The organism is Burkholderia sp. AU45274 (assembly GCF_030482505.1).
Classification (GTDB): Bacteria; Pseudomonadota; Gammaproteobacteria; order Burkholderiales; family Burkholderiaceae; genus Burkholderia.
In genome coordinates this window covers 920,339-944,758 of sequence record NZ_JAUJQE010000001.1, presented here as the reverse complement: position 1 = coordinate 944,758, position 24,420 = coordinate 920,339, and the positions used below count along the sequence as shown (strand labels likewise).

General features: G+C 68.1%; 22 protein-coding genes. 3 read left to right on the top strand and 19 right to left on the bottom strand.

Going from position 1 to position 24,420, the window contains the following annotated elements; genetic code table 11:
- Nucleotides 1-28: 28 nt before the first annotated feature.
- From QZM35_RS04290 to QZM35_RS04265, 6 genes are all read right to left on the bottom strand, one after another.
- Nucleotides 29-1,363, bottom strand: coding sequence for an aspartate aminotransferase family protein (locus QZM35_RS04290; RefSeq protein ID WP_301775454.1), 1,335 nt, complete (start codon nt 1,361-1,363; stop codon nt 29-31).
- Nucleotides 1,364-1,378: 15 nt separating this feature from the next.
- Complete coding sequence (locus tag QZM35_RS04285; RefSeq protein WP_089432507.1) at nt 1,379-2,428, bottom strand: C45 family peptidase; 1,050 nt, start codon at nt 2,426-2,428, stop codon at nt 1,379-1,381.
- A gap of 19 nt (nt 2,429-2,447) precedes the next feature.
- Nucleotides 2,448-3,176, bottom strand: coding sequence for a glutamine ABC transporter ATP-binding protein GlnQ (gene glnQ / locus QZM35_RS04280; RefSeq protein WP_011547980.1), 729 nt, complete (start codon nt 3,174-3,176; stop codon nt 2,448-2,450).
- Nucleotides 3,173-3,829 carry a glutamine ABC transporter permease GlnP gene (glnP, locus tag QZM35_RS04275; RefSeq protein WP_089427778.1) on the bottom strand — a complete coding sequence of 219 codons (657 nt, stop codon included), beginning with the start codon at nt 3,827-3,829 and terminating at the stop codon, nt 3,173-3,175. Before glnP ends, glnQ begins: the two co-directional genes overlap by 4 nt.
- Nucleotides 3,830-3,895: 66 nt before the next feature.
- Nucleotides 3,896-4,648 (bottom strand): glutamine ABC transporter substrate-binding protein GlnH, encoded by a 753-nt coding sequence (glnH, locus tag QZM35_RS04270; RefSeq protein WP_089427779.1) that lies wholly within the window; start codon nt 4,646-4,648, stop codon nt 3,896-3,898.
- Nucleotides 4,649-5,202: 554 nt separating this feature from the next.
- Complete coding sequence (locus QZM35_RS04265; protein WP_301775453.1) at nt 5,203-8,742, bottom strand: ABC transporter ATP-binding protein; 3,540 nt, start codon at nt 8,740-8,742, stop codon at nt 5,203-5,205.
- Nucleotides 8,743-8,861: 119 nt separating this feature from the next.
- Here QZM35_RS04265 and QZM35_RS04260 point away from each other — a divergent pair, with 119 nt between their 5' ends.
- Nucleotides 8,862-9,830 carry a LysR family transcriptional regulator gene (locus tag QZM35_RS04260; protein ID WP_089427781.1) on the top strand — a complete coding sequence of 323 codons (969 nt, stop codon included), beginning with the start codon at nt 8,862-8,864 and terminating at the stop codon, nt 9,828-9,830.
- 27 nt (nt 9,831-9,857) lie between these two features.
- Here QZM35_RS04260 and QZM35_RS04255 read toward each other — a convergent pair whose 3' ends face one another.
- The gene (locus tag QZM35_RS04255; RefSeq protein WP_089427782.1) at nt 9,858-10,229 is read right to left on the bottom strand and encodes an MAPEG family protein; all 372 of its coding nucleotides are present in this window, start codon (nt 10,227-10,229) and stop codon (nt 9,858-9,860) included.
- A gap of 302 nt (nt 10,230-10,531) precedes the next feature.
- On the opposite strand from QZM35_RS04255, the gene alr reads away from it, so the two are divergent.
- A complete protein-coding gene (alr, locus tag QZM35_RS04250; RefSeq protein ID WP_301775452.1) occupies nt 10,532-11,653 on the top strand; it encodes an alanine racemase in 1,122 nt (373 codons plus the stop codon).
- A 153-nt stretch (nt 11,654-11,806) separates the two neighbouring features.
- On the opposite strand, the gene QZM35_RS04245 is transcribed toward alr, so the two are convergent.
- From QZM35_RS04245 to QZM35_RS04230, 4 genes are all read right to left on the bottom strand, one after another.
- Nucleotides 11,807-12,601 carry an enoyl-CoA hydratase gene (locus tag QZM35_RS04245; protein ID WP_174971785.1) on the bottom strand — a complete coding sequence of 265 codons (795 nt, stop codon included), beginning with the start codon at nt 12,599-12,601 and terminating at the stop codon, nt 11,807-11,809.
- 144 nt (nt 12,602-12,745) lie between these two features.
- Complete coding sequence (locus QZM35_RS04240; RefSeq protein ID WP_089429129.1) at nt 12,746-13,198, bottom strand: DUF3592 domain-containing protein; 453 nt, start codon at nt 13,196-13,198, stop codon at nt 12,746-12,748.
- A gap of 10 nt (nt 13,199-13,208) precedes the next feature.
- Complete coding sequence (locus QZM35_RS04235) at nt 13,209-13,796, bottom strand: hypothetical protein (protein WP_301775451.1); 588 nt, start codon at nt 13,794-13,796, stop codon at nt 13,209-13,211.
- 144 nt (nt 13,797-13,940) lie between these two features.
- Nucleotides 13,941-14,846 carry a LysR family transcriptional regulator gene (locus QZM35_RS04230; RefSeq protein ID WP_174971788.1) on the bottom strand — a complete coding sequence of 302 codons (906 nt, stop codon included), beginning with the start codon at nt 14,844-14,846 and terminating at the stop codon, nt 13,941-13,943.
- 90 nt (nt 14,847-14,936) lie between these two features.
- On the opposite strand from QZM35_RS04230, the gene QZM35_RS04225 reads away from it, so the two are divergent.
- Nucleotides 14,937-15,467: a DMT family transporter gene (locus QZM35_RS04225; protein WP_089429130.1), complete on the top strand. Its 531-nt coding sequence runs from the start codon at nt 14,937-14,939 to the stop codon at nt 15,465-15,467.
- 40 nt (nt 15,468-15,507) lie between these two features.
- Here QZM35_RS04225 and QZM35_RS04220 read toward each other — a convergent pair whose 3' ends face one another.
- The 8 genes from QZM35_RS04220 to QZM35_RS04185 all read right to left on the bottom strand — a co-directional run bounded on the left by QZM35_RS04220 (nt 15,508) and on the right by QZM35_RS04185 (nt 24,392).
- Nucleotides 15,508-15,873 (bottom strand): response regulator, encoded by a 366-nt coding sequence (locus QZM35_RS04220; RefSeq protein WP_011355572.1) that lies wholly within the window; start codon nt 15,871-15,873, stop codon nt 15,508-15,510.
- A 40-nt stretch (nt 15,874-15,913) separates the two neighbouring features.
- Nucleotides 15,914-16,873, bottom strand: coding sequence for a chemotaxis protein CheX (locus QZM35_RS04215; RefSeq protein ID WP_301775450.1), 960 nt, complete (start codon nt 16,871-16,873; stop codon nt 15,914-15,916).
- Between the two features lie 32 nt (nt 16,874-16,905).
- Nucleotides 16,906-17,487: a hypothetical protein gene (locus tag QZM35_RS04210; protein WP_301775449.1), complete on the bottom strand. Its 582-nt coding sequence runs from the start codon at nt 17,485-17,487 to the stop codon at nt 16,906-16,908.
- On the bottom strand, nt 17,484-18,212 hold the full coding sequence (locus tag QZM35_RS04205; protein WP_301775813.1) for a methyl-accepting chemotaxis protein: 729 nt from the start codon (nt 18,210-18,212) through the stop codon (nt 17,484-17,486). Before QZM35_RS04205 ends, QZM35_RS04210 begins: the two co-directional genes overlap by 4 nt.
- Before the next feature lie 22 nt (nt 18,213-18,234).
- Nucleotides 18,235-20,616 (bottom strand): MCP four helix bundle domain-containing protein, encoded by a 2,382-nt coding sequence (locus QZM35_RS04200; protein WP_301775448.1) that lies wholly within the window; start codon nt 20,614-20,616, stop codon nt 18,235-18,237.
- 457 nt (nt 20,617-21,073) lie between these two features.
- On the bottom strand, nt 21,074-22,804 hold the full coding sequence (locus QZM35_RS04195; RefSeq protein WP_301775447.1) for a cation acetate symporter: 1,731 nt from the start codon (nt 22,802-22,804) through the stop codon (nt 21,074-21,076).
- Complete coding sequence (locus QZM35_RS04190) at nt 22,801-23,109, bottom strand: DUF485 domain-containing protein (RefSeq protein WP_043179330.1); 309 nt, start codon at nt 23,107-23,109, stop codon at nt 22,801-22,803. The genes QZM35_RS04195 and QZM35_RS04190 overlap by 4 nt, the downstream gene beginning before the upstream one ends.
- 272 nt (nt 23,110-23,381) lie before the next feature.
- A complete protein-coding gene (locus tag QZM35_RS04185; protein WP_301775446.1) occupies nt 23,382-24,392 on the bottom strand; it encodes a succinylglutamate desuccinylase/aspartoacylase family protein in 1,011 nt (336 codons plus the stop codon).
- Nucleotides 24,393-24,420: the final 28 nt, after the last annotated feature.

Sequence of the window (24,420 nt, the reverse complement as noted above, 5' to 3'; positions counted from 1 at the left end):
AACTCCGGACAAGATTCGACAAATGCGGTCACGCGCCGGCCGACGCGAGCGCCGCGCCGATCGCGCCCGACAGCCGCTCGACGATCGTATCGATCTGCTGAGCGGTGCAAATGAACGGCGGCGCGACCAGGATGTGGTCGCCGTGAACGCCATCGATCGTCCCGCCCATCGGATACACCATCAGGCCGCGCTGCATCGCTTCACGCTTGACCGCCGCATGCAGCTTCAGCGCCGGATCGAACGTCGCCTTGCTGTCGCGATCGCGCACGAGCTCGACGCCGACGAACAGCCCGCGGCCGCGCACGTCGCCGATATGCGGATGCGCGCCGTAATGCTCGCGCAACGTCGCGCGCAGTTGTTCGCCGCGCGCCTTCACGTTGTCGAGCAGTTTCTCCTCGGCGATCACGCGCTGCACTTCGAGCGCGGCCGCGCATGCGGTCGCATGGCCCAGGTACGTGTGCCCGTGCTGGAAGAAACCCGAGCCGTCGACGATCGTCCGGTAGATGCGGTCGCTGACGAGCGTCGCGCCGATCGGCTGGTAGCCCGCGCCGAGCCCTTTCGCGATCGTCAGCAGGTCGGGCGCGACGCCGTCTTCATCGCACGCGTACAGGTAGCCGGTGCGGCCCATCCCCGACATGATCTCGTCGAGGATCAGCAGCACGCCGTACTTGTCGCACACCGCGCGAATCTTCTTCAGGTACGTGCGCACCGGCGGCACCGCGCCGGCCGTTGCGCCCACCACCGTCTCCGCGACGAACGCCGCGACGTTGGCCGCGCCGTGTTCGACGATCTTCTGCTCGAGTTCGTCCGCCAGGCGTTGCGCATACGCTTCGTCGGTTTCACCCGCCTGCTGGTCGCGGTACGCATAACACGGGCTCACGTGGTGCGCCTCGATCAGCAGCGGCAGGAACGGCTCGCGCCGCCACGCATTGCCGCCGATCGCGAGCGCGCCAAGCGTGTTGCCGTGATAGCTCTGGCGTCGCGCGATGAAATGGCGGCGCTGCGGCTCGCCCTTCTCGACGAAATACTGGCGTGCGAGCTTCAGCGCGGCCTCGACCGCCTCAGAGCCGCCCGACACGAAATACACGTGTTCGAGGCCGGCCGGCGCGGCGTCGACGAGCCGGTCGGCCAGTTCCTCGGCCACGTCGGTCGTGAAGAACGATGTGTGCGCGTACGCCAGTTGCTGCGCCTGCCGCTTGATCGCGTCGATCACACGCTGGTTGCTGTGACCGAGACACGAAACGGCCGCGCCGCCGCACGCGTCGATATAGCGTTTGCCGGTCGAGTCGATGATCTCGATGCCGTCGCCTGCGACGGCAACGGGCAAGGTGGCGCGCGGAGCGCGATGGAAAACGGTCGTCATGCGTTGCCTCATGGATCAGGACGCGTCGTGCGCGCGTCCGGACGGCACGATGCGCGTCGCGAAACGCTGCGTGCCGTGTTGGTGAAGAGTGAAATCGATCGATGCCGCGCCGATCGCGAACACGGCGGTGGCCAGCGTGTTCTCGTCGTCGGGGTCGGCCGGATCGTCGCGGTAGATCGGCAGCCCTTGCGGCGCGCGATCGCCGAGCACGCGCAGCAGCGCGGCTTCGTCGATCGCGTCGATGGCGGGCGTGAGCGCGTCGACGCGGCGCTGGCGGTCGGCCGACGATTGCGTGACGATCTGCGCTTGCGCGTCGCAGCCGGGATGCACGAGATGGTTCGCATGCCCCGCGAGCCGCGCGACGTCGATCACCGAACAGCGCGCGACGCTTGCCTCGATGCTCAGCAGCCGCGCATCGCCGGTCGCGCCCAGCGTGTGATGAAAGCCGCTCGCGCGCGCATGGCCGCGCAGCACGTCGGCCGCCGCGTCGAGCGACGTGGCATCGAGCACGGCGCGCGCGAGGATCATGCGCGGCACGCCCGCTGCCGGCGTGCGGATCCGCAGGTTGTTGATCGCCTGCGCGATACCCGCGCGGTTCGCCGCAAAGGTATGGCCCGGCAGCGAACCGGGGTAATAGAAGCTGATGAAGCCGGGCTTGCCCGCCGGCTGCACGTCGACGAGCAGGCAGCGCTCGCGCAGGTACGGATCGCCGTCCTCGTTGTGCGCGATCCAGCGCGTGCCGTCCGCGTCGCGCGCGGCAAGCGTCGTGCAGCCGTCCGGCGCGTTGTGGATCAACTCGCCGCGGCAGTTCCACAAGAAGATGTCCTCGGCCGGCCAGCCGACACCGGCCGCGATCCCGTCCAGTTCCGCAACGAGATCCGGATACGCGGCCAGCGCGGCCAGCCGCAGCGCGGCGACGAACGGATGGCCGCGCCAGCGGCGCACGGCCTGCCACGCGCTGCTCTGCTGCATGTATTCGTCGAACACGGGGCGGGCGAGCTCGCCGAGGCGCACGCCGATGTCGAACGGCGCGCCGGCGATGACGGGGGAAAGGGAAAGCGGCATGTCGGTATTTCGGTTTCGTTCAGGACACGTGTTTCAGGAATTCCTTCAGGCGTGGCGTCGGCGGACGGTCGATCAGGTCGACCGGATGGCCGTCCTCGGCAATCCCGCCCTGATCCATGAACAGCAGCCGTGTGCCGACCCGCTTCGCGAAGCCGATCTCGTGCGTGACGACGATCATCGTCATCCCTTCGGTCGCAAGATCCTGCATCACTTTCAGCACTTCGTGGCGCAATTCCGGATCGAGCGCCGACGTCGGCTCGTCGAACAGCATCAGCCGCGGCCGGATTGCGAGCGCGCGCGCAATCGCGACACGCTGCTGCTGGCCGCCCGACAGCTCCGACGGATAATGATTTGCGCGCGATTCGAGGCCGACCTTGTCGAGCAGCGCCATCGCCTGGTCGCGCGCGTCGGCGCGCGACGCGCCGCGCACCTGCATCGGCCCGAACATCACGTTCTCGAGCGCGGTCATTTGCGGGAACAGGTTGAACTGCTGGAACACCATGCCGGCTTCGAGCCGGATGTTGCGGATCGTCGTCGCGTTGCCGCGCACGCTCTGCCCGTCGACGAGCAGCTCGCCGCCGGTGATTTTCTCGAGCGCGTTGATACAGCGCAGCATCGTCGATTTGCCCGAGCCCGACGGGCCGACCACGACGACCACCTCGCCCGCGTCGATCTTCAGGTCGATGTTCTTCAGCACCGGCACGTGGCCGAAGCTCTTCGACACGTTCTGGAATTCGATCATGCTCATAGGATACGCATCCTCTTCTCGACGAGCCGCAGCGTCAGCGTCATGGCGCCGGTCAGCAACAGGTAGATGACGGCCACCGCACTCCAGATCTCGACCGCCTGAAAATTGCCCGCGATGATTTCCTGCCCCTTGCGCGTCAGCTCGCCGACGCCGATCACGATGAACAGCGACGTGTCCTTCAGGCTCACGATGCACTGGTTGCCGAGCGGCGGAATCAGCCGCCGGAACGCGAGCGGCCCGACCACCTTCAGCAGCACGCGCGGCATCGACAAGCCCATCGCGAGCCCCGCTTCCGTCAGCCCCTTCGGGATCGACAGCAGCGCGCCGCGCACCACTTCCGCGAGATACGCGCCGGAATTCACCGTGATCGCGATGATCGCAGCCGTCAGGCCGTCGATGCGGATATGCGCGAGCAGCGGCAGCGCGAAATACAGGAACATCACCTGTACGACGATCGGCGTGCCGCGGATCAATTCAATATAAACCTGGGCGAGCACGTTCATCGCCTTCGGTCCGTATGCGCGGAACATGCCCGCGACCATCCCGACGATGAAGCCGCCCACCAGCCCGAAAAATGCGATGAACACCGTCAACCGGACCCCGTCCATCAGGTCCGGCAACGCCGCCCAGATCGCCGACCAATCGAAATTCACTTGTCGCTCCCCGTTCGAATCAAGACCGGCGCGGCCGTCCGGCCGCGCACTGTTGCGGCGTCACGCTCACATCTTCGGCGGTTCGGCGCCGAACCACTTCTTGTAGATCTGCGCGTAGCGGCCGTCGGCCCGGATCTTCACGAGCGATGCATTGACCTTCGGCACGAGCGGGCTGCCCTTCGGGAAACCCATGCCGTACTTGTCGCCGCTGACCGGCTGGCCCGCGACCTTCACCTTGCCCTTGCCTTCGTTGTTCACGAAGAACAGCACGTTCGGCGTGTCGTGCATCGCCGCGTCGACCCGGCCGGCTTCGAGCGCGAGGTACGCCTGGTCGATGTTCGGGAACTGGCGGATCTCCTTCGGCTTCAGGTGCGCCTTGATCCAGTCGATCGTCGCGGTGCCGGTTTTCGCGGCGATCACCTTGCCGTTCAGGTCGTCGATCGACTTGATCGTCGTGTTGCCCGTTTGCACCATCGCCGCGAGGCCGCTGTCGTAGTACGGCGCGGAGAAGTCGATCGCCTTCTTGCGCTCCTCCTTGATCGTCATGCCCGACAGCGCGACGTCGATGTTCTGCGTCTGCAGCGCCGGGATCAGGCCCGCGAAATCCATCGGCTGGATCGTGTATTTCCAGCCCTGGTCCTTCGCGATCTCCGCCCACAGGTCGAGATCGAAGCCGACGTACTTGTCGCCCTGCTTGAACTCGAACGGCATGAACGACGTGTCGGTGCCGACGACGAGCGTCTTGGTATCCGCGTGCGCGAGGCTGGCGCCGAGCGCGGCAACGACCGCGACGGCTTTCAGGAAGGAACGGCGACTCATGGTTTCTCTCCGCATGGTTGAGCGATGTGACCGGCCAGGCGGCCGGCGGAACGACGACATCAAGCCGCACCGCAACATGCGATGTCGAATTAGACCTTAGTGCAACAAGTGTTGTCAATTGCGATACTACGACAACAAAAAAGTCCGCAACGGGGAAATGCATCGAGACAAACCCGCGGCGCGCTGGGCGGATAAATCGGAGGAAAGGGCGTGTGGCCCGGCGGGGGGGAGCGGTCGCGCCGGATCGTGCTGCGCCGGCCGTAGGCGGTGTCTGACGAGCAGTGCGCGGTGGCTGTGGACTGGCCGGGAGGGTTTGCCGTCAAGGGCACATCACGCGCGGGAGCAGCATGACGGCGCGACTGCGCCGGACAACTGCCGCCGCCGCGCATTTGTCTGCGCGGATCGTCGACGCTTCGACGCGGCGCGGCGTTGTGTCGTGCCGCGCCGGAGTGGCCGCCCGCCCGCGACGCCGGCAATCGCCGGCGCGGTTCAACGCATGTTGCGGAAAGCGCGCGGCCCTGCCGGCCGGCCGCGCGCCTCCGATGCAGCGTCGCTTACGCCGCCACCCCGCTCGCCTGATGCGACACGAGCCGCGCATACGCGCCCTGCCGCGCCATCAAGTCGGCATGCCGTCCGGCCTCGATCACGCTGCCGTGCTCCATCACGAGGATCAGGTCGGCGTTGCGCACGGTCGACAGCCGGTGCGCGATGATGATCGACGTGCGCTGCGTCATCAGGTCTTCCAGCGCCGCACGGATCTGCTGCTCGCTGATCGTGTCCAGATGGGACGTCGCTTCGTCGAGGATCAGCACGGGCGCATCCTTCAGGAACGCGCGCGCAATCGCGACACGCTGGCGCTGGCCGCCCGACAGCTGCACGCCGCGCTCGCCGACGCGCGTCGCGAGCCCGTCCGGCAGCCGCGCGACGAAGTCGCCGAGCGCCGCATGGTCGATCGCGCGCTGCACGTCCGCGTCGGACGCGTCGCTCGCGGCGAGCCGGATGTTCGCTTCGAGCGTGTCGTTGAACAGGTAGGTATCCTGCGCAACCAGCGCGATGTGCTGCCGCAGGTCGTCGAGCCTAAGATCGCGCAGGTCGACGCCGCCGAGCGTCACGCGGCCCTGCTGCGGATCCCAGAAGCGCAGCAGCAGGCTCGCGACCGTCGACTTGCCGGCGCCCGATGCGCCGACCAGCGCGACCGTGCTGCCGGGCGGCACGTCGAAGCTCACGCGATCGATCGCGGGCACGCTGCGGCCCGGGTACGTGAAGGACGTGGCCTCGAAACGCACCGCCGGATCGGCAGGCATCGCATGGGTGCCGTCCGTCACCGGCACCGGCTCCTTCTCCAGCGCACGCAAGCGGCGCGTCGATGCGATCGTATCGGCGAGCTGGCGCGCGACCTGGCCGATTTCGGCCACCGGCATGAACGCGGCCACGGCGACCAGCACCAGCAGCGGCAACGACTCGCGCGGAAACCAGCCGCGTGCGCACAGCAGCGCGCCGAGCGCCGCGACGACCAGCCCGCCGAGCCCGCTCGCGATTTCCAGCGCGGCACTTTGCGCCGACAAATCGTCGAGCAGCTTTGCGCGCTGGTTGCGGTACGCATCGACTTCGGCCACGAACGCTGCGCGCCGGCGCGCGACGGCCTGGAACGCGGTCAGCTCCGCGAGCCCCTGGATCGTTTCGGTCAGGTGCGCGCCGAGCTGGCCGAGCGCTTCACGTGCGCCGGTGCCGAGCCGGTCGACGTCGCGCCGCGCCAGCACCGGCGCGAGCCCGGCCCACAGCAGGAACGGCAGCAGCGCGAGCGCGAGCGGCCACGCAACCGACGCGAGCAGCACCAGCACGGCGGCCGGCACGAGCACCGCGACGAACGCGGGTGCCAGCGTGTGCGCATAGAAATACTCGACGGTCTCGACGTCCTGCGTCGCAAGCGACACGAGGTCGCCCGAACGGCGACGCAGCAGCCCGGCCGGCGCGAGGCGTTCCAGCGTCGCGAACAGCGCGATGCGCATTTCCGCGAGCAGCCGGTACGCCATGTCGTGCGCGAGCCACGATTCGAGCCAGTGCAGCACGGCCGCTACCGGCGCGATCACGAGCAGCGCGGTGACGAGCGCCGGGCTCACGTGGCCGCCCGGCACCGCACCGACCACCAGCGCGCCGATCACGCCGACGCCGATGAAGGCGAGCACGCGGCCGATCCCGAACAGCACCGTCAGCACGACCTTGCCCGTCCACGGGCGCACGAAGCGCAGCAGCGTCCGCAGGGTTTCCGGCCAGCCGATCTCCGCCGCATCGTCGTTCAACGGCCGCACCTGCGGGCCCGACGACGCGCGCGCGGTCGCGCCGGCCGTTGCCGCCACGCCGACCGATTCGGCGACCGCTTCCAGTTGCGGCCCCATCAGCCGGCGATACGGGCCGTCGCGCGCGATCAGCGCCGCGTGCGTCCCTTCGTCGACCACCTGCCCCTGGTCGAGCACCAGGATGCGGTCGGCGCCGATCACGCTGGACAGCCGGTGCGCGAGCACGAGCGTGGTCCGCCCGCGCGTGAGCCGGTCGAGCGCCTGCTGGATCAGCGCTTCGTTCTCCGCGTCGACCGACGACAGCGCCTCGTCGAGCAACAGGATCGGCGCATCGCGCAGCAGCGCGCGGGCAATCGCGAGGCGCTGGCGCTGGCCGCCCGACAGCATGAGCCCGCGTTCGCCGATGCGCGTCGCATAGCCGTCGGGCAGCGCCGAGATGAAATCGTGCGCGTTGGCGGCACGCGCGGCGGCGATCATGTCCGCGTCGCTCGCGTCGGGGCGGCCGAGCCGCAGGTTGTCGGCCACGCTGCCGTCGAACAGCGTCGCATCCTGCGCGACGACCGCGATCATCTCGCGCACCTGGCCGGCATCGAGCGTGCGCACGTCCTGGCCGCCGATGCGGATCGCGCCGCCCTGCGCATCGTGCTGGCGCAGCAGCAGGCGCACGATGGTCGACTTGCCCGCACCGCTCGGCCCGACGATCGCCACCGTCTCGCCTTCGCGCACCGAGAAGCTCAGCGCCGCATGCGCGTCCGCGCGGCGCCCCGGATACGCGAAGCTGACGGCGTCGAACGCGATCTCCGGCCGCAGGCCCGTGACGCGCGGCGCGTCGGTGGCCGGTGCGTGACGCTCCGCGTCGAGCAGCGCGTGGATCGCATTCGCCGCCGACTGGCCGATCATCCCCTGATGCAGCACGGCACGCAGGTCGCGCAGCGGCCGGAAGATCTCGCTGCCGGCCATCAGCACGATCAGCAGCGCCTCGAGGCTCATGTCGCCGTGCCGCACGCGCCACGCGCCGACCGCGATCGCGGCGGCCGCGCCGAGGCCGGTGCCGAGATCGGTGAAGAGCCGCGTCAGCAGGCCGAGCGCGAGCACCCAGAACGTGCTGTCGGACAGCGCACGCGCCTTCGCGGCCAGCTTCGCGCCGAATGCCGTGCTTTGCCCGAACGCCTTCAGCGTCGGCAGGCCTTGCACCGCGTCGAGAAACTCCTCGCCGAACGCCTTGAAGGCGGCCGAGCGTGCGAGCGCCGCGCGCTTGTCGGCGCGATGCACGAGTTGCGGCAGCGCGAGCGTGACGAGCGCCGCGACCAGCAGGATCGCGGCCGTCGGCACGTCCCACCACGCGAGCACCGCGAAGATCATCACCGGCGCGCACGCGGCGATCACGAGCTGCGGCAAATAGGTGCCGAAAAAGGTCTGCAGTTGCTCGACGCCATCGACGACGGCCAGCATCACGCCGCCCGTGCGTTCGCCGCTGAACCACGCGGGGCCGAGCGCTGCGATCCGGTCGAACAGCCGCGCGCGCAGCGCGGCCTGCACGCGCCCGGCCGTGTGCTGCGCGAGCACCGTGCGGCGATGGTCGAGCCACGCGCGCAGCAGCACGCAGGCCGCCGTGGCAACGACGGCTTCGCTGATACTGCGTGCCGGCGCGCCGGAAAAGACCAGCGCCAGCACGCGGCCGAGAAAGACGAAACGCAGGATCCCGACACCCATCGCGAGCAGGCCGAGCGCGACGGCGGCGGCCACCCGCCAGCGCAGTCCCGCCATCATTGCCCATAGTCGTCGGTCGAAATACATGAAGCCCTCCGGTGGTGTCCGATGATGTTTTTTCTTGACCGGATCGAGGCTACCCGCGCCACCCGTGCGCGGCAAAAGATGATTTTTCAACGGGTGTTGAGTCAACTACAATACCCCGCATGTCGCACCTCCCTCCCCTCAGCGCATTGCGAGCTTTCGAGGCTGCCGTCCGCCTCGGCGGGTTCGCGCGCGCGGCGGCGGAGCTGAACGTGTCGACGAGTGCGGTCAGTCACCAGATTCGCGCGCTCGAGGAATCGCTCGGCGCGCGGCTGCTCGAACGCAGCACGGGGCTCGGCGGCATCAGCCTCACGCCGGCCGGCGCACGCCTGCTGCCGGCCGTCAGCGATGCGCTGTCGCGGCTGACCGACGCCTGTGCCGAGATTCGCGGCACCGCGCAACGGCTCACCGTATCCGCCAACGCGCCGTTTTCGGCGATGTGGCTCGCCCGCCGCCTCGCGGAATTCTCGTCGCTTCATCCCGATACACCGCTGCACGCCGTCGTGCTCGACGACGAACCGGATTTCGCGCGCAGCGGCGTCGATCTGGCGATCGTGCACGTGCCCGCGCACCGGCTGCAGGCCGACGACGACATCCTGCTGCAGGAAACGGTGTTCCCGGTATGCAGCCCCGAACTGCATCCGTATGCGTCCGTGAACGTGTGCCGCTCCCGGCTGCTGCAGGAGATGCACGAGCACAGCCCCGAGATCGACTGGCGCAACTGGTCCACGGAGTTCGGCCTGCCCGGCGACTTCGAGACGAAGATCGTCCGCTACAGCAGTTTCAGCCAGGTCATCGGCGCGGCGGTCGGCGGCGCGGGCATCGCGCTCGGCCGCGCGCCGCTGATCGAGCCCGAGCTGCGCAGCGGGCGCCTCGTGCCGCTGCGGCCGGGCCTCGAACGCGCCGCGTCGTGGCGCTTCGTGCTGCGCCGCAACCCGTCGACGCGGCACCGGCTGCTCGATCCCCTGATCGCGTTCCTGCGCCGCGAAGCGGAAGCAGACTCGAACGCAGCGCCGATCGCGGGACCGATCGTTGCGCCCGCATCCAACGACAGCCGCGTGCGCGGCACGGGCGGCGCGACCGGCAAGTAACGCGCCGGCCTCGCCCGCATGCGCCGCTTACGGCGCAGCGAAGAACAACGCCACCACGCACGCCATCCCGCCGAACCACACGAGCGAACGCAGCGACGCCCAGTTCAGCAGGTACATCAGCATGTAGACAATGCGGATCGCGACGAACGCCATCGCAAGCTGGTCGACGCGATGCACGTTCGCGCCGTTGTGCCATGCCACCACCAGCGCGGCCGTGAACAGCGCAAGCGCCTCCCATGCGTTCTGGTGCGCGGCTTGCGCGCGAGCGCGCCAGCCTTCGAGCTTCGCCAGGTAGTCGCGCGGCGCGCGGTTGTCGTAGCCCTTGCGGGCCTTCGCGAGAAACGTCATCGAGAACGGCAACAGCGCCACGATGAACAGGCACAGCTGGGACGTCGTCATCAAAAGTCTCCTCCTTTATGATTACATTGATCAATGACAAGATCGCCGAGAGCTTAGCATTGCGTCGTGCTGTTCGCGCACCGGTTTTCTAGACGGGAGACTCGGCTGCACGGCCCGCCGGCAGCCGCAACGCGGCCTGGTTCGACACCAAAATTTCCACCAAATCATCGACAAAAACGTTAATTAAAACTGGTCGAACACCAATAAGATAGCGTTCAACACTGGCCCGGCGCGTTGTCGCGCCAGGCCGCCGAACCCGCGCCGCCGCGCGCGCCGAACGACATCCGATCCGAGACATCGCCATGCCCCGTCCCATCGTCGCCCATATCCGCCCCGACGCCGTCCGCCACAACCTCGACTTCATCCGCCGCACCGCCGCGCAATCGCGCGTGTGGGCCGTGGTCAAGGCCAATGCGTACGGTCACGGCATCGAGCGGATCTACCCGGGCCTGGCCGCCGCCGACGGCATCGCGCTGCTCGATCTCGACGAAGCCGTGCGCGTGCGCGAACTCGGCTGGGACAAGCCCGTGCTGCTGCTCGAAGGGATCTTCGAGCCGGCCGACGTCGAGCTGGCCGATCGCCACCGCCTGACGGTGGCCGTGCACTGCGACGAGCAGCTCGACCTGCTGATCGCGGCGAAGCCGCAGCTGCCGATCGACATCCAGCTCAAGATGAACTCCGGGATGAACCGGCTCGGCTACCGCCCCGCCGTTTTCCGGGCCGCGTGGGAGCGCGCGGCGAGCGCACCGTCGATCGGCAAGATCACGCTGATGATGCATTTCGCGAACGCCGACGAAGGCGAAGTGGACTGGCAGCTCGACCAGTTCGATGCGACCACCGCGGGGATTCCGGGCGAGCGCTCGACGTCGAATTCGGCCGCCGTGCTGTGGCATCCGCGCGCGCACCGCGACTGGGTGCGGCCCGGCACGATCCTGTACGGTGCGTCGCCGACGGGTGCGGCGCGGGGTATCGCCGACACGCCGCTGATGGCCGCGATGACGCTGACGAGCAAGATCATCGGTGTGCAGACGCTGTCGCCGGAAGAGACCGTCGGCTACGGCCGCCGCTTCACGGCCGACCGGCCGATGCGGATCGGCGTCGTCGCGTGCGGCTATGCGGACGGCTATCCGCGCCACGCACCGACCGGCACGCCGATCGCGGTGGACGGCGTGATGACGCGCGTCGTCGGCCGCGTGTCGATGGACATGCTGACCGTCGACCTGACGCCGTGCCCGAACGCGGGCATCGGGTCGAGTGTCGAGCTGTGGGGCGACCAGGTGAAGGTGGATGACGTGGCGGAAGCCAGCGGCACGATCGGCTACGAGCTGATGTGCGCGCTCGCGCGCCGTGTGCCGGTCGTGATCGTGCCGCCGGGTGCGTCGAGCGAGCAGCCGACGCTGCGGACCGGGAGCTACGGGCGCTGACCGGCTTGGATGCGGCGGCGCACGCGCTGTTGCGTCGCCTGACGTGCGCTTCGGTTGCGGGTCGCCTCGGGCGGCCCGTTTGCTTTTCCGTGCGAGCGAATGGCGTGCGTGACGGCCCTTCCGCTTCGCTCGCCGCACTCCGTTAATAACGCACTACGAACGCCACGTCGGCTTGCGCTTCTCGAGGAACGCGTCGATCCCTTCGCCGGCATCCTCTTCCATCATGTTGCGCGCCATCACGTCGCCCGCATACGCATAGGCTTCGTCGAGCGGCAACTCGCGCTGGCGATAGAACATCTGCTTGCCGACCCGCACCGCGGCCGGGCTCTTCGCGACGATCTCCGCGACCTTGCGTGCAACGGCCGCGTCGAGCGCATCCTCGGGCACGGCCTCGTTGACGAGGCCCCATGCGGCGGCCGTTGCCGCGTCGACGAAGCGCCCGGTCACGAGCATGTCGAACGCGCGCTTCGCCGTGACGTTGCGGCTCAACGCAACGGCCGGCGTCGAACAGAACAGCCCGACGTTGATGCCCGATACCGCGAAGCGCGCGGTATCGGCCGCGATCGCCAGGTCGCACGCGGCGACGAGCTGGCAGCCGGCGGCCGTCGCGATGCCGTGCACGCGCGCGATCACGGGCACCGGTAATGCGCGCATCGCGAGCATCACGCGGCTGCACTGCGCGAACAGCGTGCGGTAGTAATCGAGTTCGGGCTTGCTGCGCATCTGCCGCAGGTCGTGGCCCGCGCAGAACGCCTTGCCCTCCGCGGCCAGCACGACGCAGCGCACGTGCGGATCGGCAGCCAGCGACTCGAACGCATCGTGCAGGCTCGCCAGCATCGCTTCGGACAGTGCATTGAATTGCTGCGGACGGTTCAGCCGCAGCGTGACGACGCCGTCGTGCGCGTCGCGCAACAGGATCGGCTCGGCAGTGTCTTGATCGGATTTCATGATGTTCCGCTCGATGGGGTTCGGCAGGATTCGATGCGGCGCGAACGCGCGGCGATGATGCGTGCACGTTCACGGCACCGTGATGATGAAATGCTCCTCCACATTCCGTGCGACGTCCAGTCGGGGTGCAGCAGGCTCACTCGGTCACGTCCGCTTGCGCCCGCCGCGCCACGCGCGCACGCCCGAGCGCAGTTGACTGGCGCCGACGAGGAAAAAGACGGCGCCCATTCCGCCGAAGGTCAGTACGCCCCCCCAGATCGCACCGAACGTATTCATCCGCGCCGTCATATGGGGCGCATCGGGTGCGTAGCGCACCTCGACCGTTGCGCCCTCCTCCACGCTGACCTCGCCGCCTTGCGGATATTCGACGTGCTCGCCCGCGAGCGTCGTGAACGCGATCTCCGGATGATGCGGGCCCGCGTTCAGCTTGATGACCCGCCCCGGCACGACGACCGACGTCCGCAGGAATTCGCGCGTCGACTGCGCGTACAGGGCAGCGCCGATCAGCAGGCACGTACCGACGATGGTAAAGACGACGCCCTTCGCGATCAGCGTTTCCGTCTGCTGCGCGTCGGTGCGACCGGATCCGGACACCATTGCGCTCACCTCAAGGTCGCGACTGCTGGAACGACACGTCGATCTTCGACTTCGTCTTGCAGCGGTACATCACCCCGCGCCCCGTTTCGTCGGTCACACCTTCGTACGGGCCGTTGCAGCCGGTGATCTTGTACGTCGCGAACGGAATGCGCTTGCCGTCCTGCGGCCGGACCAGCACCGGGATGCGCCCCGTCGGGCCGTCGCCGATCGTGCGGACGAGCACCATGCGAGCCGCATCGATCGGCGCAGCGGAGCGCATGTAGGCCGTGCGCCCTTGTGCGTCGGTCGATCCTTCGACTTCGAGTTCCCGGTTGTCCTGGGCCGCGCTCGTGTACAGCGCGAACGCATAGCGCGTGTTCGGCAGCGGCTGCTTCGTCGCGGGATCGTGCAGCACGAAATAGCACCCGTTGACGCCCTTCCCGGCCGTCACCAGCCCGTCGGCCTGCGTGGGGTTGCACGTGTATGACGAACCGCTGCTGACGGCAGCCTGTTGGGCATTCGACTGCCCGGTGGTGTTCGCGCATCCGCCTGCCAGCGCGGCCATCAGCGTTACGCATGCGCCGCGCACGAGCGCCGCCCGATCGATCTTGATTGTCATGGGAAGGTGTCCCGTTCCTGATTGTTGTGGATGCCGTGCGTGCCGCGCAGGTCGCGCAGGCACGCCGCCCTCGGCATCCGGCAGGATACGGAGATCGCGGCGCGCTGTAAATTGCGCGCGCGTCGCGCCGGCCACGCCGCGCGGCTACCCGCCGCTCGCGACGCGCGCGATCGTCTGCCGCAGCCAGATGTGCGCGGCGTCGCCGTGCCGGCGCGCGTGCCAGTGCTGCGCGAACTCGAACGAATCGATCGGGAACGGCGGCTCGAACACGCGCAACCGCGCATCGTCGCGCACGCGGTCGAGGTTGCGCCGCGCGACGGTCAGCACGAGGTCGGTGTCGGCGATCAGGTCGTTCGCCACACCCCAGAACGGCAGGATCACCGCGATGTGCCGCTCGCGCCGTAGCCGCGCGAGCGCGCGATCGACTTCGTTGTCCATCCCGTCGCGCATCGCGACGAGCGCATGCGGCCGCGCGAGCCACGCATCGAGCGCGAGGTCGCCGCGGCGCGGCAGGCGGCTTGCATCGGCCACGCACGCGAACGACTCGACGAACAGCGGTTGCGCGTGCAGGTCGCGCTGCATCGCGGGCAACACGCCGAGCGCGAGATCGACCTCGCCGTCCATCAGCTGCATCCGCATCGCCTCGCGGGTGGCCTGCGACACGATCAGCTCGATGCCCGGCGCGTCGGCGCGCAACGTCTTCACGAGCGCCGGCAGCACGATCCGCGCGCCGTAGTCGGACATCGCGATGCGAAACACGCGCGTGGCCGCGGACGGATCGAACGCCGGCGGCTCGATCAGCGCGCCGAGCCGGCCAAGGACGTCGTTCAGCGGCTCGACCAGTTCGTTCGCACGTGCGGTGAGTTCGAGCCGGCCCGCGCGCCGCACGAGCAACGGATCGCCGAAGATGTCGCGCAGCCGCGCGAGCGCATGGCTCACGGCCGGCTGGCTGCGGTGCAGCCGGACGGCGGCACGCGAGATGTGTTTTTCGCTCAGCAACACATGCAGCGTCACGAGCAGGTTCAGGTCGATGCGGGCCAGATTATTCATGAAAGGAATATGAAGCATCCGAAGAACGAATTTCCATTCGTGATCTTAATGGACAACAATCATTTCAACATCCTTTCACGACCGACCAAGATGACGACTTCCCTGTCCTTCGCCACCCTTCCGCTCGCCGTCGCGGCCTTCGTCGCCGGCGCGCTCGTGCCGCTGCAAGGCGGCAGCAATGCTGCGCTCGGGCGCGCGCTCGGCCACCCGCTGTGGGCGAGCGTCGCGTCGCTGACGGTGAGCCTGCTCGCGGTGCTGCCCGTGCTGCTGGCGACGCGTGCGAACGCGCCGCTCGTCGGCGACGCGCTGCAGCGCCCGCTGTGGATGTGGCTCGGCGGCCTCGCGGGCGTGATCTACATCACGCTCGCGCTGATCCTGACGCCGCGGCTCGGCGCGACGACCTTCATCGTCTGCGTCGTCGCCGGGCAAATGCTCGCGTCGCTGCTGATCGACCACTACGGGCTGATGGGGCTCGCGCAGCGGCTTGCGACCCCCGGCCGCATCGCGGGCGTCGCGCTGATCTTCGCTGGGATGATCGTCGTGCAATGGCAGACGCCCGCACCACGCGTGCCGGCCGCCACCGGCGACGCGGCGGCCGCGCAACCCGAACCGCAACGCTGAACGCGCGGGCGGGCGCGGGTGCGCCGCCCCCCGACGGGCGTCAGCCCGCGAGCTTCTTCAGCGCGTCGAGCACCGCGTCGCCCTTGAACGGCTTCACGATCCAGCCCTTCACGCCGGCGGCCTTGCCGCGCTCCTTCATCGCCGGGCTGCTTTCGGTCGTCAGCATCACGACGTTGACCGTCGAGTTCGCCAGCTCGCCGCGGATCTTCTCGACCATCGTCAGGCCGTCCATGTTCGGCATGTTCACGTCGCTGATCACGAGACGCACGCCGGGCGTCGCCTTGAGCTTCGCGAGCCCGTCCTTGCCGTCGACGGCCGTCGCGACGTCGAGCCCGTGATTGCGCAGGAAGCCCGCGACTTCGTCGCGCACCGTGCCCGAATCGTCGACCACCAGAATCTTTGCCATGTCGTATTCCCCTTCCTTTCCTTGTTGCTGACTTCGATATTCAAAACAGTTCGAGTTCGCCCGATTCGACCATCGGCCCGACGTCCTGCACCGATTCGCGGAAATCCTCCGGCGACCAGCTGAGGCTGAACACGAAGCGCTGGTCGAGGCACACGGAGCGCCCCGATGCCGGGTCGGTCATCCGGTACTTGAAGCAGAGCTGCGGGCAATCGCCGCCGAACGAGATGAACTTCTGCTTGTGATTGACGACGAGCGGCACCTGCACCGGATGGCGCGCCAGCGCCTCGGCGTCGCCGAGATAGCGGTTCTTGAACGCGCCCCACACGAGGTTGGTCAGCTCGCCGAGCACGCTGTTCACGTCGCGGAAATCCGGCGCGCGGCCGGCCTCGCGCGTGCCGCCGAGCATGTCGAGCAGCGGCTGCTCGCTCGTCTGCAGCAGCATGTAGCCGCGGCACCATGCGCTTTCGAGCGCGATCAGGCTGAACACTTCGCCGAAGATGATCTGGTCGCGCACGATGCACGGCGTTTCGTGCTCGATCGTCATGCCCGGGAACAGGCTGTCGATGCGCGCCTCCGTGATCTCCGAGATGCCGCGCACGAGTGCGTTCGGGTAGTCGCGGCCGAACAGGTATTCGTCGATCGCGCGCTTGAGCGGCGTCATGTCGTCCGCGACGTAGGCCGCGCACGCGACGCGCGCGAGCGCCTCCGGCAACCCGTCGCGCGACGCGAGCGATTCGCGGCGCAGGATGATCGGCAATTCGGGGCGCAGCGCATCGATCTGCGTCGCGATGATCGCGCTCTCGGCCGGCGAACCGCCGTAATCCTCGGCCAGCAGGATCGCGCCGAGGTCGATGTTCGAGCGCAGCACCTTCAGCAACCGGCTACGCCGCACGGTCAGGCCGACCAGGTTGTGCTCGTCGCAGAAACGCTTGATCGCGTCGGCGTGCACGCGACTGTCGTCGAGTACGAGCACCTTGCTGACGGGTTTGTCCAGGGTCATCTCAAGGTTTCCTAATGATCTGTCAGGGTCGGTCAGAACAGTTCGAGCTCGCCGCCGGTATCCACCGTGGCCGTCTCCGGCACATGGAAATCGACCGGCGCGTTCGCGCACACGCACAACGTCGCGCCGACCCGCACGTCGCCGTCGAGCGTCAGGTCGTAGGCGGCCACGTGATTCGGCGCCAGCGCGGGCAGGTAGTCGATGCTAGATCCGCTCAGCAGGTAAGGCGTCGACATCCCCAGGTCGGGAAACGGCACGGTCAGCGCCTGGTTGATCGCGCCGCAGCACAGGTTCGCGACTTCCATGAACGCTTCGGGCAACGGCCGCTGGCCGCTCGTGCCCGCCGACGCGCCGGCGAAACGGCGGCGCGTCGCGTCGTCGTCGCTGAATCGCAGCGCGAGCAGCAGGCGGAAATGCAGCGCCGAGATCGTCAGCACCGCGACATGCACGGGCACCTTCGGCTTCGTGCGCGACCTCGCGGGCGCGTGGTCCTGCCCATCATGTGCGTGGCCGGCAGCCGGCCGGATGTCGCACGCGCCGCCGGATGCGAGCCGCGTGCGCGCCGCATCGAAAAAGATCCGTTCGAAGCCGGCTTTCGCCTGCGCGCTGATCACGCCGCGCCTCCTTCGATCCGCGCGTGCAGTTGCCCGGCCAGCGTCTCGACGGTCGCGAGCGCGGCCGTGATCATCTTGCCGCCGGCCTGGATGTCCTGGAACGTCGCGGCCGTCACGAGATCGTTGCGGTTCAGGCTGTCGCGATAGCTGTTCGACAATTGCTGCGAGCGCGCGGCCAGCCCGCGCACCTCGCTCGCGACGATCGAGAAGCCGCGCCCGGCCGCGCCGGCGCGCGCGGCCTCGATCGACGCGTTCAGCGACACGATCGACACGTGCGCGACGATCGCCGACAGCTCCTGGTTCTTCGCGCGCATGTCCTGGTTCTGCGTGGTCAGCGAGATCATCTGCTCGTGCCAGCGCTCGAACGTGCCGGCGAGCCCGCGCAGGCGCGCGGCTTCATCGGCGATCTTCATCGCGTGCTGCGCGAGCGCCGCGCGATCGGCCGACAGCGCCTGCACGGCGTCGCGCTGCGAGCCGGCGGCGGACGTCTCGCGCGCCAGCGCATCCTCGAGCTGCGCCTCGCGCTGCGCCCATGCGTCGGCCGCCTCCGCATGCGCCGACGCGACGTCGGCGACGCGCGCGTCGGCTGCGTCGAGCGCGCCGCGCAACTGCGCCGCATCGCGCTCGTGCGCCGCGACGAGCCGCGTGCGCGTCACGCGAAACACCACCGCCGCCACGATGGCGACGACGACACCGCCCGCCAGTGCGGCGGCCATCTGGATCATCCACGCCTGCCCGATCACGTCGTCACTCCGCCGCGCCGATGTCCGCGCTGCGCGCACGTTCGTGCACGACGCCCTGGGCGGCACCGTCCGCCGCGAAGCGGGCCGGCAGCGACACGATCGTCTCGAACGCGCGATACGGCGCGCCGACGCGATCGTCGGTGAAGCGCAGCGCGATGTCGCCGCCGTCGCACTTCAGGAAGTTGCGCACCGCGTCCATGCCGACGCCGCGCCCCGACACTTCGGTCACCGTGCTCGCGGTCGAGAAACCCGGCCGGAAGATCAGCTCGGCCACCTCGTCGTCGGACAGCGCCGCGTCGTGGCCGGCATCGATCCAGCCGCGCTCGCGCGCGATGCCGCGAATCCGGTCGAGCGCGAGGCCGCGGCCGTCGTCGCTCAGCACGAACCACAGCTCGCCGCCGCCCACGCCGACCGCGATGTCGATCGTGCCGGACGCCGCCTTGCCGGCCGCGCGCCGCTCGTCGGACGATTCGATCCCGTGGTCCATCGAATTGCGCAGCAGGTGCATGAACACGTTCTTCAGCGTCGCGGCGATTTCGCTGCGCACGCGGTGGCCGTGGCTGTCGATATGCACGACCGGCGCCGGCTTGCCGAGTTCGGCCGCGAGCGACGGCAGCGACTCGATCACGCCGCCGAGCGCATCGCCGATGCCCTGCGTGCCGAGCTGGCTCAACATGCGGCGCACGGCGTCGCGCGCCGCGTGCCAGTCGGACGCGTTCGCCGGATCGGCGCCGTCGAGCACGCGCAGGCTCTCGCTGATGTGCGCGCGTTCGACCATCAGGAAGTCGGCGCCCTGCACCGCTTCGCCGCTGCGGCCGAGCGTGACCGCGTTGATCGTCGCGTAGTGCTCGACCGCGTCGCGCACGCGGGCCAGGTCGTCCATCAGCGCGTCGCGGTTCCATTCCGGGCCGCCGTCCGCGCGGCGCAGCGAGTCGTACGCCTGCTCCGCCTCGTGGACGATGTTGGTCAGGTGCTGGAGGCTGTACGTGCGCGCATTGCCCTTGATCGTGTGCATGTTGCGGAACAGCGCCGCGACGATCGAGTGATCGGCGCGCTCGTGCTGGCGGATCATCCGCTCGTTCTCGCTGAGGAAGCCCTTCGCGCTGTGCACGAAGTCGTGGAACTTGTCCTGGCTGATCGACAGAATCTCGCCGATCATTTCGAGGCGGCGCTGCTGCTCGCCGGCCTGCGCGGTCAGCTCGCGAATCTCGGTCACGTCGCGCACGCACAGCATCAGGCGCACGACCGTGTCGGTCTCGTCGGTGATCGCCGACCAGCTCAGGTCGAGCCACTTGTCGCGGCCGTCCGGCATCCGCTTCGCGACTTCGTTCACGAGCAGGTGCTCGTTGAACGCGAAGTTCATGCTGTCTTCGCCGAGGCATGCGTGCACGGCCGCATCGACCTGCGAGCGCGCGTCGGAACCGATGTTCGAGTCGTCGAACACGAGCGCCATCAGGTCGCGGCCCGCGATGTCGCTCGTCTCGAAGATGGTTTCGAGGTACGCCGAAAACTCCGCATGCACGACGCCGCCTTCGACGACGGTCAGGATCCCCTGCTGCATATTCTGCAGCATCGCCTGGATGTCGGCCGTCTTCTGCTTGAGCTGCGCCGAGTTCTCCTGGATCTTCTCGATCATCCCGTTGAACGCGACGATCGAATGGCCGATTTCGTCCATCCGGCCCACCGGCACGCGGCGCGTGAAATCCTGGCTCGTCGCGATCTCGCTCATCGCCGTCTGCATCCCGATCAGCGGGCGCGTGATCTGGCGATACAGCAGCAGGCCCAGTGCGGTCAGCAGCACGATCACCGTGCCGGCGACGCCCGCGATCGCGGTCGCCGTGGTCGACAGCATCCCGTTCAGCGCGCTGATCGCGTCGTCCTTCTGGCGGTTCTTCTCGACGCGCAGCGTGTCGACGATGCTTTCGAGTTCGTCGCGATACTGCGCGACGTTCGCGAACAGGTACGCCTGCGCCATCTCGGGCTTGCCGTCGGCCTTCATCTTCACGGTGTCGTCGATTGCCGCGAAATAGTTCGTGGCGCTCTCCTTCGCCTGCGAGACGAGCCCGACCTGCGCCTGGCCGACCGCCGACTTCGCCTGCACGTCGAGCGCGGCGCGCAGCGCGCCCTGCTTCGCCTTCAGCTCGTCGCGCGCCTGCGCGGCGGTGTTCGCGTCGGGCGCATAGACGAGCGTCATCGTCGCGATCTGGATGTTCTTCACATCGGCGACGAGATCCGCGGACGCGAGCGCGCTCGGCACGATTCCCTGGGTGACCTGGCGTACCTCGGACGCGCTCTTGCGGGTCTGGTACACGGCATAGATGCCGATCGCGGACAGCGCGAAGAACGTCAGGACGACTAGCAGCGTAATGCGATGACGGATGGTCATGAGTACAGCTCCCCGCAGCGATCCGGCTTCGATCGCCGTTTGGTCTATTGAAAGAATGTGAGCGCCGAATTATCGGGGATGGTGTATGACGCTCCGATGACCGAAAATCATTCATTCATTGATAAAAATGAAATGAATAATTGTGACGAAAGCACCCTAAAGGTTTGCCGTGATCTGCCGTTAACCTCATGCCACAAGGCTTCGATCGGCGATCCTGCGCGGCCTTCGAATTCCAGGTTCGGATATTTTATTTTTATTTATTTAATCCACGAATTAGCCGCAATCGGGCTTTCGTAAAACGTTTGCGCATTATCGACGAATTCAGTCGAATTCGCGATTTTTTATTGTCGGGCCGTCATTCGACGGACCGATGAAAACGATACCGCCCGCTCCGGGGCCCGCGATGCGATGAACTGCATCGTGGGCCCCGGAGCGGGCGTGAGCGACCAACGACCGGTCAGTGGCTGCTGGCGCGCGTCGCCCCCAGCCCCGTTTCCGAACGCACCTGCTGCGCGGCGAACGCGCCCTTCTCCGCCTTCGCGCGCAGGCTCGTGTCGAGCACCGAGAACAGCCACACGCCGACGAAGCCGATGGTCATCGAGAACAACGCGGGCGACGTGTACGGGAACCACGCCGAACCCTTCGGATAACCGAGCGTCGCCTCCCACACCGACGGCGACACGATCGTCAGCCCCACCGACGAGACCAGCCCGAGGAAGCCGCCGATGACCGCGCCGCGCGTGGTGCAGCCCTTCCACATCATCGACAGGAACAGCACCGGGAAATTGGCCGATGCCGCCACGGCAAACGCCAGCGACACCATGAACGCGACGTTCTGCTTCTCGAACGCGATGCCCAGCAGCACGGCGATCACGCCGAGCACCAGCGTCGTGATGCGCGACACCTTCAGCTCGTCGGCACTGTTGGCCTTGCCGTTCTTGAAGACGGTCGCGTAGAGATCGTGCGACACCGCGGACGCGCCCGACAGCGTGAGCCCAGCCACCACCGCCAGGATCGTCGCGAACGCCACGGCCGAGATGAAGCCGTAGAACACGTCGCCGCCCACCGTCTTGGCCACCAGCACCGCGGCCATGTTGGCCGTGCCCGCGCCGCCCTTGATCACGCCCTTGGCCACGTCGGCCAGTTCCGGATTGGTCAGCACCAGCGTGATCGCACCGAAACCGATGATGAAGATCAGCACGTAGAAGTAGCCGATCCACGTGGTGGCCCAGAACACGGATTTCCGCGCTTCCTTCGCATCCGGCACCGTGAAGAAGCGCATCAGGATGTGCGGCAGGCCGGCGGTGCCGAACATCAGCGCCATGCCGAACGAGATGGCCGAGATCGGATCCTTGATGAACCCGCCCGGCGACATCACCGACAGCCCGATCCGCGTCGCGTCGTCCGGCGCCTTGCCGGCATTCGCGGCGATCGCGGTCTTGACTTCCACGGCATGGGCGAACAGCGCTTCCGGGCTGAAGCCGTATTGCGCGAGCACCATGATCGCCATGAAGGTCACGCCCGCGAGCAGCATGCACGCCTTGATGATCTGCACCCAGGTGGTGGCCGTCATGCCGCCGAACAGCACGTAGACCATCATCAGCGCGCCGACGATGACGACCGCCACCCAGTAGTCGAGACCGAACAGCAGCTTGATGAGCTGCCCCGCGCCCACCATCTGCGCGATCAGGTAGAACGCCACCACGACCAGCGTGCCGATCGCGGCGAAGCTGCGAATCGGCCCCTGCTCGAAGCGATAGCCCGCGACGTCGGCGAAGGTGAACTTGCCGAGGTTGCGCAGCCGCTCGGCCATCAGGAACGTGATGATCGGCCAGCCGACCAGGAAGCCGATCGAGTAGATCAGGCCGTCGTAGCCCGACGTCATCACCGCCGCGGAAATGCCGAGGAAGGATGCCGCCGACATGTAGTCGCCCGAGATCGCGAGGCCGTTCTGGAACCCGGTAATGCCGCCGCCGGCCGTGTAGAAATCCGCCGCGGAACGCGTGCGCGACGCCGCCCACTTGGTGATCCACAACGTCCCGGCCACGAACAGTGCGAACAGGACGATGGCAGTGGTGTTGGTGGCCTGCTTGGCGGTCTGCCCGACATCGCCGCCGCCCGCGACGGCCGCGCCGCACGCGCCCACGGCCAGCAGCGCGACCAGCGTCATCGAAAGTGTCTTCTTCATTGGGCGACGTCCTGCAGGATGTCCTGCGTCAGTTGATCGTATTCGTTGTTCGCGCGGCGCACGTAGATGCCGGTGATGACGACGGTGAACACGATCACCGCCATGCCGACCGGTACGCCGACGCTCGTCACGCCGGTGCTCACCGGCTTCGCGAGGAACGACTTGTCGAATGCGATCAGTGCGATGTAGCCGTAGTACACGATCAGCATCAGCACGGTCAGGCAGATACCGAGCGTGTTGCGCCGTCGCTTGAGCTGCGCATACTTCGGATGCGCTTCGATTTTTTTCACCAACCCATCATGCATCGCCTGTCTCCTAGTTTGCTTTTTGAATGAGTTCGGCGATTCTGAACAGCGAAGCTGACTGCGCGCTTACTCGGTCTTTCGCGAGTGCACTATGGTTTTCCCTAGCGGAACGGGCGTAGCGCCGCTGTCGGAAGCGAAATGCTTGATGGATGTACGCGGCCATGCACGGGGCGCGCCGTCACGTCGACGTCAGTTCGGCACCGCGACGCGGGTTGGCCCGGATGCAATAGTTCGATCGTTCTCGACCGGCGGATAGTCGCGCGCCGCGTCGCTCATGGATCGAGCGCGCCGCCCGACCATCCCGCCGACGGACGCGAACCCGTCAGCTTCAGCGCGACGTCGCCCTGCGCGACCAGCCGCTCGCGATTGCGCGTGACGATGCGTCCGGCCTGCGGCGCGACCAGCACGTGCTCGCTGCCGGGCACGCCCGGATGCGCGACGATCCGCGCGATGCGTTCGCCCGCGGCGACCGTCGCACCGAGTTCGCGTTCGTACACGAGCACGCCCGATACCGGCGCGAGCACCGTCTCCATGTGCGCGATCGGCACGGCCTCGCCGTGCCAGTCGTGCGCGCCGGTAGGCTCCGCGATCACGCCGCGGCCGCGCAGGAACGCCAGCACGCCGTCGGCATCGCGCTCGGCGAGCGCATCGGATACGTCGGATTGCCCGCGCAGCTCGACCGTCGCGACGAGCCGTTCGCGCCGGTCGCCGTTGCGCGCCCAGTGCGCGGCGATCGCGCCTTCGAACGCGCCGTCGTCGTCCTCGTCCCACAGAATCGCGACGTCGACGCCGAGCGCCGCCGCGAGATCGCGGCTGGCCGGCCACATTTCGCGCTGCACGTACAGATACGGCAGCGCCTCGGAATCGGTATGCAGGTCGAGCACGATATCGGCGCCGCACGCGGCGTCGAACAGCGCGCGCTGCCAGGCGGCGAATGTCGTCGCGGGCCGGCGCGCCGCGGCCGATTCATGGAAATGCCGGTTGAAATTGCGCTGCGTCGCATCGTGGAAGCGGCCGAGCAGCCGCCCTTGCCGGAACTGCGCGAGCCCGAGCGGGTTCGCCTGCGGCACCACCGTCACCGTGCCGCGCAGCATGCCGCGATCGTGCGCCGCGCACAGCTGCGGGAGCAAGCGGTGCAGCACGAGCATGCCGGCGATCTCGTCCGCATGCACGCCGGCCTGCAGATGCACGCGCGGCCCGTCGCCGCCCGACAGCCGCCACGCGCGGATCGCGAGCGGCTGCCCACCGTCGCCGGGCACCTGCCAGGTCAGCGCCTCGATCATCGTCCGTCCTCCTTCGGGTTCGGCTTGC